10 protein-coding genes are annotated in these 12,025 nt (G+C 68.7%); 7 read left to right on the plus strand and 3 right to left on the minus strand.

Annotated elements, in window-relative coordinates:
• Nucleotides 1-205 precede the first annotated feature (205 nt).
• Both JWS14_RS18105 and JWS14_RS18110 read left to right on the plus strand, forming a co-directional pair.
• Complete coding sequence (locus JWS14_RS18105; RefSeq protein ID WP_206013982.1) at nucleotides 206-2,500, plus strand: ATP-binding protein; 2,295 nt, start codon at nucleotides 206-208, stop codon at nucleotides 2,498-2,500.
• Nucleotides 2,501-2,611: 111 nt separating this feature from the next.
• Entirely contained in the window at nucleotides 2,612-2,899 is a 288-nt protein-coding gene (locus JWS14_RS18110) for a CD225/dispanin family protein (RefSeq protein ID WP_072947291.1), read from the plus strand.
• Here the strand turns inward: JWS14_RS18110 and JWS14_RS18115 are convergent.
• The 3 genes from JWS14_RS18115 to JWS14_RS18125 all read right to left on the minus strand — a co-directional run bounded on the left by JWS14_RS18115 (nucleotide 2,896) and on the right by JWS14_RS18125 (nucleotide 7,615).
• Nucleotides 2,896-4,509 (minus strand): glycosyltransferase family 87 protein, encoded by a 1,614-nt coding sequence (locus JWS14_RS18115; RefSeq protein WP_072947292.1) that lies wholly within the window; start codon nucleotides 4,507-4,509, stop codon nucleotides 2,896-2,898. The genes JWS14_RS18110 and JWS14_RS18115 overlap by 4 nt on opposite strands.
• A gap of 22 nt (nucleotides 4,510-4,531) precedes the next feature.
• Complete coding sequence (locus JWS14_RS18120) at nucleotides 4,532-6,808, minus strand: transglycosylase domain-containing protein (protein ID WP_241031397.1); 2,277 nt, start codon at nucleotides 6,806-6,808, stop codon at nucleotides 4,532-4,534.
• 375 nt (nucleotides 6,809-7,183) lie between these two features.
• Complete coding sequence (locus tag JWS14_RS18125; RefSeq protein ID WP_072947293.1) at nucleotides 7,184-7,615, minus strand: DUF5318 domain-containing protein; 432 nt, start codon at nucleotides 7,613-7,615, stop codon at nucleotides 7,184-7,186.
• An 88-nt stretch (nucleotides 7,616-7,703) separates the two neighbouring features.
• Between JWS14_RS18125 and JWS14_RS18130 the strand changes: the two genes are divergently transcribed.
• The 5 genes from JWS14_RS18130 (at nucleotide 7,704) to JWS14_RS18150 (ending at nucleotide 12,022) form a co-directional block, all read left to right on the plus strand.
• Nucleotides 7,704-8,558 (plus strand): DUF1707 SHOCT-like domain-containing protein, encoded by an 855-nt coding sequence (locus JWS14_RS18130; RefSeq protein ID WP_206013983.1) that lies wholly within the window; start codon nucleotides 7,704-7,706, stop codon nucleotides 8,556-8,558.
• Nucleotides 8,559-8,582: 24 nt separating this feature from the next.
• Nucleotides 8,583-9,407 (plus strand): DUF1707 SHOCT-like domain-containing protein, encoded by an 825-nt coding sequence (locus JWS14_RS18135; protein ID WP_206013984.1) that lies wholly within the window; start codon nucleotides 8,583-8,585, stop codon nucleotides 9,405-9,407.
• A gap of 7 nt (nucleotides 9,408-9,414) precedes the next feature.
• The gene (locus tag JWS14_RS18140) at nucleotides 9,415-10,206 is read left to right on the plus strand and encodes a DUF1707 SHOCT-like domain-containing protein (RefSeq protein ID WP_206013985.1); all 792 of its coding nucleotides are present in this window, start codon (nucleotides 9,415-9,417) and stop codon (nucleotides 10,204-10,206) included.
• Between the two features lie 180 nt (nucleotides 10,207-10,386).
• Entirely contained in the window at nucleotides 10,387-10,944 is a 558-nt protein-coding gene (locus tag JWS14_RS18145) for a PadR family transcriptional regulator (protein ID WP_005264441.1), read from the plus strand.
• Nucleotides 10,937-12,022 carry an inositol-3-phosphate synthase gene (locus JWS14_RS18150; protein WP_072947297.1) on the plus strand — a complete coding sequence of 362 codons (1,086 nt, stop codon included), beginning with the start codon at nucleotides 10,937-10,939 and terminating at the stop codon, nucleotides 12,020-12,022. Before JWS14_RS18145 ends, JWS14_RS18150 begins: the two co-directional genes overlap by 8 nt.
• The last annotated feature ends 3 nt before the right edge of the window (nucleotides 12,023-12,025 follow it).

Consider the following 12,025-nt stretch of genomic DNA (forward strand, 5'->3'; position numbering starts at 1 on the left):
GGCGATGGGTTCCGGCTGGAGTCGAGCGGGCAACCGGGGTATGCCAACGACAATGACCCACGTCACAGCACCCCCACACGGGGTGAAACACCCCCTTGATTACCTGTGTTGTCCGTCACAGCAGGTGGGAGTAGGTTCGTGCCACACCTGGCCGACCGGACACGGGAGACATCCGCTGACTCGATCGAGAGAACTCACCAGGTCGATGACCAGCTTCATCGGCCGGCGGCGCGAGATCGAGGAAGCCCGCGCCCGACTCCAACAGTCCCGGCTGGTGTCGCTGCTCGGCGCGGGCGGCGTGGGCAAGACGCGGTTGGCCGAGGAACTCGCGGTCCGCTCGGCGCGCGCCTTCCGCGACTCGGTCCGGTGGATCGACCTCGCGCCCGTCCGCGATCCCGACGCACTGCCCTCCGCCGCCGCGGCCGCCCTCGGCGTCACCGACCAGTCGAGCCGTGCGGTGATGGACAAGGTGATCGACCACCTGCAGTCCCGGCACCTGCTGATCGTCCTCGACAACTGTGAGCACCTATTGTCCGCCGCAAGCGAATTCGTCGGCACCGTCCTCGCCTCGGCACCGGAGGTCCGGATCCTCACCACGAGTCGCGAACCGCTCGGAATCGCCGGCGAATTCACGTACCTCCTTCCGCCGCTGAGCACTCCGGGTGATATCGAGGGCTGCCGCGCAGCGGACATCGCCCCGTTCGAATCGGTGTCGTTGCTCGTCGAGCGCGCGCAGGGCGTCGTCGCCGACTTCCGCCTCACCGACGCGAACGCCCCCGCCATCGCGCAGTTGTGCAACCAGCTCGATGGGATCCCGCTCGCCATCGAACTCGCCGCGGCCCGAATGCGGTCGCTGTCCGCGTCGCAACTCGTCGAACGCCTCGACCAGCGTTTCGCGCTCCTCACCGGCGGCGACCGGGCGGCACTGCCCCGTCAGCAGACGCTGCGCGCCCTCATCGACTGGAGTTACGAACTGTGCTCGGACACCGAGCGGTTGCTGTGGTCCCGGCTCGCCGTGTTCCCCGGAAGCTTCGATCTCGACGCCGCGGAGGCGATCAGCGGGTTCGGTGCGCTGTCGGACTCACCGGTCATCGACGTCCTCGATCGGCTCGTCGGGAAATGCCTTGTCACCGTCGACCGTTCGACCGAGCGACTCCGCTACTCGCAACTGATGACGGTTCGGGAGTACGGGCACGAGCTCCTCGAGCTGAGCGGGGAGCGCGACGAGATGTACCGGCGACACCTCGAGCACTATTCGGAGCGCGCCCGCCGGTCGTCGCTCGACTGGTGCGGGCCAGGACAATCCGAGACGCTCGCGGAACTGCGGATCGACCACCCCAACCTCGTCGCCGCCCTGGACTGGGCCCTGCACGACGACTCGCAGCGGGCCGCGGCCGCCGAACTGGCCGTCGCCCTGCGGTATCACTGGATCGCCGGCGGCAACCTGTCCGACGGGCGGATCCGGCTCGAGCGGATCCTGCAGCGGCTCACCGAACCGACCCGGGAGCGGGGCGACGTGCTGTGGGTGACCGCGTGGACCGCGCTGATCCAGGGCGACCGCGACGCCGCGCGGGAACACCTCGACGAATGCACCGCGATCGCGACGGCACTCGGCGACGAGCGACTGCGCGCGCACGCCGATCACTGGGCGGGGATCCACGCGGTGTTCTCCGGCTGCCCCGCCGACGCGATCCTGCTGTTCCGTGACGCGATCGCCGTCCACCGCGCCGTCGGCGACACGGCCTCGGCTCTGACGGCGTCGTTCGAACTGGGCATGGCGCAGACCTACGACGGCCGCCTCGACGACGCACTGGAGACGTGCCGCGACGTGATCGCGGTGGCGGACCGGCACGGCGAGAAGTGGAACAAGGCCTACGCCCTCTGGGTTTCGAGCGTCGCGTACTTCCACCTGGGCCGGGCCGACGACGCCGTCGACGCCGCCCAGCAGGCGCTGCGGATCCAACGCGACTTCAAGGACAAGATCTGCACGGCCCTGTCGATCGAGGTGCTGTCGTGGGTGGCGACGTCGAGCGGCGACGCGAACGCGGCGGCGACCCTGTGCGGCGCCGCGAAGGGGGTGTGGCATCGGCTCGGCACGTCGGTCGCGGCGTTCGGCCCCCAGATCACCGACGACTCGCAGTCGTCCGAGCGGGACGCCGCCCGCATGGTGGGGCCCGGCGAATTCGCCCAACTCGCAACGCCCGCGATCCGGCTCACCATCGAGCAGGCGGTCGATCTCGCGCTCGGCACCCGGACCGAGGACGCGGCGGCGCCCGTCGCCGAGGCGTCGCCTCTGACGAAACGGGAACAGGAGATCGCCGAACTGCTCGCGCAGGGTCTCAGTAATCGGCAGATAGCCGAAAGGCTGGTGATCTCGCGGCGCACCGTCGACGGGCACGTCGAGCACATCTTCGACAAGCTGGCCGTCAGCTCCCGCACCCAGGTGGCGGCGTGGGTCGCGGCCCGGGCGCATCCGCCCGCCGTGGAGACCGGCCGGTAGCCGGGCCGTAGCCGCCGGCCACGCGAAAGGCACTGCACAGTCGGAGATCTCGACGGTCTATACTCCACGTCGTCGCCCACGGTCGTGGGCACCACCACGGGGAGGCAACGCATGACGTCGCAGCAGCAGGACACCGGGGCGGACTACCGCGGGCCGCTGGCACCGCCGCCGGCCAGCAGTCTGCCGCTCGCCGTACTTGCGATTGTCGCGTTCGTGCCGTTCGGTATCGTCGCGCTGCTGCGTGCGCGCACCGTCCACCGGTTGTGGGAGCGCGGCGAGTACGACCTGTCGGTGCGCGCCGCCGCCGACGCCCGCCAGTGGTCGATCCGCGCGATCGCCCTCGGTGTCTCGATCGCCGTGTTCGCGGTCGGGGCTGTGCTGGTGCTGTCGAAGCCCTAGCCTGGCGAAACACCGTGAGCGGGAGACGCTTCTACGGGTGGCCGCGGGCGTAGCCAGGCAGGCAGCCACCGCGGCTGCGCATCGGGCGCCTGGTCGAGCACCCCGCCTACCGGATCGTCGATGAAGCCGTACCGCACGAGGTCCTCGTCGGGCCGGTAGATCTGGCGGAGTATCAGCGCACAGATGACCACGACCGCGACGTCGCGGACCACCACCGCGGCGGTGAACCACTGCTCGGGGAGCCCCTTGTTGGAGACGCCGAGGTAGTAGAACATGCGCGGCACCCACACGAGTGCGTCGATCGTCATCCAGGCCAGCAGGATCCGCCGGTGCGGGAACGCGAGCACGGCCAGCGGCACGAGCCACAGCGAGTACTGCGGGCTCCACACCTTGTTGGTGAGGAGGAAACCCGCGACCAGCAGGAAGCACAGTTGGGTGAGCCGCGGCCGTCTCGGCGCCGTCAGCGCGACATACCCGATCCCGACGCACACGAGCGCGAACAGCAGGAACGACACCGCGTTGAGCACGGTGGGCGCCTGACCGGCCGCCAGGATGCCGTCGAATCCGGTCCAGCCCGTGAACGAGGAGATGACGTTGTAGACGGAGTCGGGGTCGGCGCCGCGTTCGGAATTGAGCCGGAAGAACTCGGCCCAGCCGCGCGGGAACAGCACGGCGATCGGCAGATTCACCGCGATCCACGCGCCGACCCCGGTCAGTGCGGTAACCGACCAGTCCCGCACCCGGCCCGTGCGCAGACACAGCACCAGCAGGGGTCCGAGGAGGAGCAGCGGATACAGCTTGGCGGCGCCGCCGAGCCCGAGCAGGATCCCGGCGAGCACCGGCCGTTTTCGCGACCACGCCAGCAGCCCGCCCGCGGCGAAAGCCGTTGCGAGGGGATCGAAATTCGTGAACGCGTGCACGATCACGAGCGGGGACGCGGCGATCAGCGCGGCGTCCCAGATCCGGCGTCCGGCCAGCAGCGCGCTCGCCCAGACGGTGACCAGCCAGGCCAGTGCCAGACCGAGTGCGACGACGTTGAAATAGATCGCGACCTGCAGGGCACCGGGCAACCAGTGCACCGCATCCCACGACTTCGCGATCGTCATCGCGCCGTACTGGTAGAGCCCGGAGATCACCGGGTATTCCATGTAGCGACGCTGGATCTGGCCGTTGCCTGCGCTTTCTTCCCACCACTTCTTGTAGGGGAACGCGCCCTCGTTCAACCGTTCCGCCCCGTACAGGGGCACCGTGTCCGAGTAACACATCGCGACGTACTGCCTGCTGCCGCTCCAGTCGAGCCCGAGCGCACCGTTCTCACCGACGGGAGCCTGCTGGATGCACGGCGCCTTCGCGAACCAGCCGAGCGCGAGAAACACGATCGCCAGCAACAGAATGGCGCGCATCGGCGTGAAGAACCGGCTGCGCCCGACGACCGCGTGCCGTCCGACCGGACCGCCGATCACGCCGGACAGATCGGCGGTCAGAGGGTCGGTGCGGCCCGGAAGGTCCCGCCAATCCGCGGAACGCCGGTCTTTCGCCAGCGGCGCGGGCGAGACGAAATCCGTCTCGCCCGCGTCTCGGACGGCGTGCGCGTCACGGTTGTCGGCCACTCCGCGAGGCTACCGGTCGCCGTTAACGGGTCGGAACCTGCTGCTGGCCGTTGCCGTTACCGGCGTTCGGCGGTGTCGTCGTCTCCGGTTCCGCCGGAACGGCCGGGGCCGGGGTGGTCTGCCGCGGTGCCAGTCCCGGGATCGGGATGGTGATGCCGGGCAGGATCTCCACCGGCGAAGGCGTCACGACCACCGGCGGCACGAGTTCCGTCGGCAACTGGAACGTGCTCGACGGCGGCGCCGACGTCTTGGTCGGTGCGGGCGCCGAATAGGCCGGGACACCCGACTGACCACCGATCGCACCCGGCTTCGGGAACTTCTCGACGTCGGTGCCCTCGAGGGCGCCGTCCATCGTGTCCTTCCAGATGTCGGAAGGCAGACCGGAACCATAGATCATGGCGCCGCCGCTGTTCTCCAGCGCCTGACCGTCGGTGGTGCCGACCCACACCGCCGTGGACAGCGACGGGGTGTACCCGACCATCCAGGCGTCCTTGTTCTTCCCGGTGTCGCCGAGCTGCGCGGTACCGGTCTTCGCGGCCGACGGGCGTCCGCCTGCCAGGTTGTGGCCACGCGAGTACCCGGCGATCGGCTCCATCGCCGACGTCACGTTGTCGGCGACGTCCTTGTCGATGCGGTCCTCACCGGTGTCGCCGCCGCGGTCGAGCAGCACCGTCCCGTCCGCGCTCACGACCTTCTGCACGAAGTGCGGTGCACGGTACGTGCCCGACGCGGCCAGTGTGGCGTAGGACGACGCCATGTCGAGGACCCGCGACTGGTACTGGCCGAGCACGATGCCGTTGTTCGGACCACTGCCGTCCGGCTCGGTCAGCGAAGGCCCGACGCCGGGGATCTCCTGCGGGATGCCCGCCTTGTGGGCCATGTCGGCGATCGCCTGCGGTCCGCCGTCGAGTTCGAGTTCCTGACGGTAGAAGCTGGTGTTCAGCGACCGCTTCAACGCCTCGGCGATGGTGCAGGTGCCGCAACCCTCGCCCTCGACGTTGCTGATGGTGATGCCGTTGACCGTCAGCTCCGAGCTGTCGTACATCTGCGACAGCGGGATGCCCTGGTCGAGGGCCGCGGCGAGACCGAACACCTTGAACGACGAACCGGTCTGCAGGCCGGCGTTCGCGAAGTCGTAGCCGCCGCCGTCCTCGCCACCGTAGTACGCCCGCACCGCGCCCGTCTTCGGGTCGACCGACACCACACCGGTGCGCAGGTTCTCCGGCTCACCCTCCATGTTCGAGCGGACCGAATCCACGGCCGCCGCCTGGGCGACCGGGTCGATGGTGGTGGTGATCTCGAGGCCCTCGGTGTTGAGCAGCTGCTCGCTGATCCCCGCCTCACCCAGCTCCCGCAGAACCTGGTTCTTGATCAGACCCTCCGGTCCGGAATCCTGGTTGCCGTTGTCGACCTGAGCGATCGGCACGTACGGCGGATACTGCATCACCGACCGGGCCGACTGCTGCAGCGTCCCCGCCGACACCATGCCGTCGAGCACGTAGTTCCAGCGCGCCTGCGCGCCCTCCGGGTTGGTCTCCGGGTCGAGCAGCGACGGCAGCTGGATCGACGACGCCAGCACCGCGCTCTCCTCGACCGTCAACTGGTCGACGGGCTTGTTGAAGTACGCCTTCGACGCGGCCGCGATGCCGTACGCACCACGCCCGAAGTAGATGGTGTTCAGGTACGCGGCGAGGATGTCGTCCTTGGACCACTCACGGGCCATCTTCGACGAGATGACGAGTTCCTTCATCTTTCGCGTCAGCGAACGCTCGGAACCGACCATCGTCTTCTTCACGTACTGCTGCGTGATGGTCGAGCCACCACCGGCGCTGTCCTTGCCCAGGACGTTGTCGCGGGCGGCACGCGCGAAACCACCGATCGAGAAGCCGGGGTTCGAGTAGAAGTCCCGGTCCTCGGCAGCGAGCACCGCGTCACGGGTGTGCTTCGGGATCTGGTCGAGCGTCACCTCGGTGCGGTTGCCCTCCGGCGGCACCACCTTGCTCAGCACCGACGTGCCGTCGGACGCGTAGATCGTGGCGACCTGGTTGGTCTTGAGGTCGCCGGGACGCGGAACGTCCTGGACGACGTAGGCCGCCATGAACAGCAGGATCGGGATGATCAGACCCAGCGCGACACACGCGAACGCCGTCCGGCGCACGATCTTCCACCGCGACTTCTTCACAGCCGTCTTCTTTCCACCCTTCGGCGGTTCACCACCGCGGCCGCCACCGGTCTTGCGGCCGTTCGACGGCGGCGGTCCCGGCGGGCGCCCACCGGGGCCCGACTGGTTACGCGCCACCGGGGGCGCACCCGCGGGACGTCCGGGCGGGGGACCGGGACGGCGCGGCGGGGGACCGGGCGGCCGGCCACCACCCTGCGGCGGCGGACCGGGACGACGCGGCGGCGGGCCGGGGGGACGGCCACCACTCTGCGGGGGCGGAGGCGGCATCCGGCGCGGCGGGGGACCACCCGCAGGCTGTCCGCCGCGGGGTGGTGGACCTCCGGGGCGCCCCTGTGGCGGGGGGCCACTCGGTCGTCTCGGTCCGTTCGGTCGATCACCCGGGGCGTTGCTGCGGGGGGAACTCACGTACAAATCTCCAGTGGTTGTGGACCGGCTTCAGTCCTGCGTTACGTCTGTGGGCATTCTTCGGCCCGCGTCCGTGTTCGGGCGTGTCTACTCGCTCGCGGTGCGACGGCTCGGAGGCCGAGGCCGTGGCGACGACCGCCTGGGCCGTTTCGGTGCGGGCACGGTACCGAGAACATAGGACTGAACCAAATGGTTCCAGCTGCATGTCCGGCACACCTCGACCACGTGAACCGAGAACTCCTCCTGAGTGGACGCAAGACGCACCAACTCCTCGGCCGTACGAGCCGAACCCGACACCGGGCCCAACTTGTCGCCGAAGACCCAGGAAACCAGAGTCAACTGCTCCTTACGGCAGATCGGGCACACCACGTCACTGCCCTTGCCGTGGAACTTTGCGGCACGAAGCAGGTAGGGGCTGGCGTCGCAGACCTCCTTGACACCCGTCCTGCCCGAGTAGACCTCGGCCAGGAGAGACCGGCGCTGAAGCGCATAGTCCACCACCTGCCGCTGTATCCGCACGGAGACCAGAGTACGTGCGTCGCGTTCGGAGAGAAGGGGTCGGTCGAGTGACGCTGGTCAAACACGGTTACCGCACTACGATGCCGATGTGGCCTCAGGACCGTCCTCGCAGACTCGCGCACGTGACCTCGACCGGGTCAACGCATGCAGCCAACTCGACGCCGCGTACGCCGACGGCCAGCTCGGCGCCGGCGAGTACCACGACCGGTCCGCCCAGGCCATGTCCGCGAAGACCCTGGCCGAGCTGAACCTGCTGATCAGCGACCTGCAGCTGCCCTCGGCGGTCACGGAACAGGCACCCGTCCGGACCCCGGGATCACCCCGGCGGGCGCTGCGGATCGCGGTCGCGTGCGGGGCGGTGAGCGCGGTCGGCACGATCGGTCTCGCGCTCACCGGGCAGGACGGCCCGGACCCCGTCGTCACACCGGTCCCGGCGCAGGTCGAGAAGCCCCTGGCCCAGCCGGAGGTCGCGGTGCCCGCCGTCGAGCCGATCATCGTCGGCCAGGCGCAACCCCTCACCCAGGACGGGATCTACGCCCTCTTCGAGCAGTACCGGCAGACGTTCGGCGACCTCACCGTCCACGAACTGGGGTTGTACGACCAGTACGCGATCCTGTCTCGGACCGCCCCGGACGCGCCCGAGAAGGTCGACCGGTACGACTTCCGCGGCGGTTTCAAGAGCTCGGGCATCCGCACACAGCGCCTTCCCGGAACCGGTGAAGTCGACCTCGCACAGGTAAACGTAGGGGCACTCGTCGCGCTCATTGCCGACGCACCGCGGCTGGTCGGCGTCCCGGACGGCACCATCGGGCACGTTCTCCTCGCCGACGGCGGCAAGGGACCGACGATCAACGTGTACGTCTACGACAAGGCCCAGACCGGCGGCGGCTACCTGCGGGCGACCCTCGGCGGCGACGTGTGGCAGGTGAACCCCGCGAACTAGGGGTTTGCGCTCTAAGATCCTCGGGTGGCCAGCCGATACCCGCCGAACACGCGGGCACGTGACATCGATCGAGCCAACACGTCCGCACTGCTCGATGCCGCATTCGGCGACGGCCAGATCAACAAGGCCGAGCACCGCGCGATGTCCGAACTCGCCTCGGAGGCCCGCACCCTGGCCGACCTCGACGTTCTGGTCGGCGACCTGCAGCGGCCCGCCGACGCACCGCCGGACGCCCGGCCCCCGCGCGACACCGCCAGGCCCTGGTTCCCGCTCGCCGTCGCCGCGGTCGCGGTCGCGGCGGCGGTCGGCGCCTTCACCCTCGCCGACGGCGACGACGCAGAGGCCACCGTGACGCCCGTCGCGCAGCAGATCGATTTCGATGCCGTCGAACCGCTGGTGGTCGCGACCCCGAACCCTGTGTCCCCCGAGGGCATGAAGGTGTTCCTCGACCGGTACCGCGCCAAGTTCGGCGACCTGATCGTCGACGACCTCACCCTCTACGAGGGCGGCCACGCCAGCCTCGAACGCGCGCTCCCACTCGAACCGAACCGGATGGTGAGCTACGACTACCGCGGCGGGTTCACGCCGTCCGGCACCCCGACCACCCGGAAGGTCGACACCCCCGTGTTCGACCTGACGACGCTGAACCTGGACAGGATCGGCGGAACGGTCGCGGGCGCCCCGGTGAGCCTGAACGTCCCCGACGGAAAAGTCAGTCACATCTCGTTCCAGACCGGCAGCGCCGGCCCCACCGTGTCGGTCTACGTGAACAACGAGTTCAGCGAGAGCGGATACATGGAACTCACCCCGTCCGGTGAACCACTGAGCGTCCGCCCCTTCGGCCGATAGGACGCAGATGCCCAGGACCACACTCGCCGGTATCCGCGCCCGCGACTCCGACCGCGCCGACGCGTGCGGGCTGCTCGACGCCGCCCTCGCCGACGGTCAACTGTCCGCCTCGGAACACGCCTCCCGCACGTCCACGGCGATGCGGGCGAAGACGTTCGACGAACTCGGACGCCTGATCGCGGACCTGCAGATCCCCAGCCGGCTCGCGGCCAGCCCCGTCGTGTCGCCGCGCCGCCGCCGATCGCCCCGGCGATGGGTGTACGCGGCGATCCTCGTTTTCGCCGCGGCCGCCGTCGGCGGCATCGCCGGAGTCGTCGCGAACAGCGACCTCGGCCCGTCGAAATCGGTGCCGAACCTGACCACCGGCGCGGGCCTGCACTTCTTCCTCGACGAGTACCGCGCCGAGTACGGCGACACCGTCGCCGACGACGTCGGCCTCTACCCGGAACACGCCGTCGTCGACCGGCCGGCCGCCGGCACCGCGAGGCAGTCCGATTCCTACCTCTACGACGGCGAGTTCGACGACTGGGGCAGTTCCTCCAGCCGCGCCGCCGACGAGAGGTCCTTCGACCTCGGCACCGTCGACCAGGTCGCGATCGCCGGACTGCTCGCCGGGGCACCCGAAACCCTGCGCGTCCCCGACGGTGCGGTGGAGATCGTGTCCTTCGGCTACGAACCCGGCTCCGACGACGGACCGCCGACCATCTCCATCCACGTGAAGAACGCCGACGGCGACAGCGGGCACATGGTCGTCGGATTCGACGGCGAGCCGTTCGACATCTACCCGTACGAGGGCTGAGCGTCCGGGCGGCTGTCCCGCCCCCCTGAAACATCGTCGGCGCTTCCGCGCGCCCGGACCAGGGTTGACAACCTGTGACGGCTTGTTCCATGTATCGAGCGGGCGTATCGTCCTATATATCGGTGCGATATAGTTTTGAATCGCATCACACGGTTAGGTCGGGCGACTCAGGGGGTGGACATGCTCGAATTGGCAATTCTCGGGCTGCTCCACGAGTCACCCATGCACGGATACGAGCTACGCAAGCGGTTGACGGGACTCCTGGGTGCATTCCGCGCCTTTTCGTACGGTTCCCTCTACCCGACGCTCCGACGCATGCAGGCGGACGGTTTGATCGCCGAGGACGCAGGTCCTCCGGGGACCGTCAAGCGTCGCGCCCGCCGCGTCTACCAGCTCACGCCGATCGGCAAGGAGCGGTTCAAGGAACTGGTCGCCGACACGGGTCCGCAGAACTACACCGACGATGGATTCGGCGTTCATCTCGCCTTCTTCAGTCGCACACCCGCAGAGGCGCGGATGCGGATTCTCGAAGGCAGACGACGCCAGGTCGAGGAGCGCCGGGAGGCACTCCGCGACGCGATCGGAAAAGCGAGCGGCACGCTGGATCGCTACACCAAGCAGCTCCACCAGCTCGGTCTCGAGTCCAGCGAGCGTGAAGTGCGCTGGCTCAACGAGCTGATCGCCGCCGAGCAATCGACAGCAACACCTAAGAAAAAAGGAGAACCCGACCATGGGTGAGAACAGCACCGCGGTGCGCGTAGCCATTGTGGGCGTGGGGAACTGTGCCTCGTCCTTGGTTCAGGGCGTGCAGTACTACAAGGACGCCGACGAGACGGCGACCGTTCCCGGCCTCATGCACGTCAAGTTCGGCAAGTACCACGTGCGCGACGTGCAGTTCGTCGCCGCGTTCGACGTCGACGCCAAGAAGGTCGGATTCGACCTGTCCGAGGCCATCTTCGCCAGCGAGAACAACACCATCAAGATCGCCGACGTCCCGCCGGCCGACGTTCCGGTGCTCCGCGGCCCCACCCTCGACGGCATCGGCAAGTACTACGCCGAGACCATCGAGATCTCCGAGGCCGAGCCCGTCGACGTCGTCAAGGCTCTGAAGGACGCCAAGGTCGACGTGCTGGTCTCGTACCTGCCCGTGGGTTCCGAGGACGCCGACAAGTTCTACGCCCAGTGCGCCATCGACGCGGGTGTCGCGTTCGTCAACGCCCTGCCCGTCTTCATCGCGTCCGACCCCGAGTGGGCCGCGAAGTTCAAGGACGCCGGCGTCCCGATCGTCGGCGACGACATCAAGTCGCAGGTCGGCGCCACCATCACCCACCGCGTGATGGCGAAGCTCTTCGAAGACCGCGGCGTGCAGCTCGACCGCACGATGCAGCTGAACGTCGGCGGCAACATGGACTTCAAGAACATGCTCGAGCGCGACCGCCTGGAGTCGAAGAAGATCTCCAAGACGCAGGCCGTGACGTCGAACCTGACCCGCGACCTCGGTCCGGGCAACGTGCACATCGGCCCGTCCGATCACGTCGGCTGGCTCGACGACCGCAAGTGGGCGTACGTCCGCCTCGAGGGCCGCGCGTTCGGTGACGTTCCGCTGAACCTGGAGTACAAGCTCGAGGTCTGGGACTCCCCGAACTCGGCGGGCATCATCATCGACGCCGTCCGCGCAGCCAAGATCGCCAAGGACCGCGGCATCGGCGGACCCGTCTACCCGGCGTCCGCGTACCTGATGAAGTCCCCGCCGGTCCAGATGGCGGACGACAAGGCTCGCATCGAGCTCGAGGCGTTCATCATCGACGCGGAGTAATCC

The organism is Rhodococcus koreensis (assembly GCF_017068375.1).
GTDB classification, from domain to species: domain Bacteria; phylum Actinomycetota; class Actinomycetes; order Mycobacteriales; family Mycobacteriaceae; genus Rhodococcus_F; species Rhodococcus_F koreensis.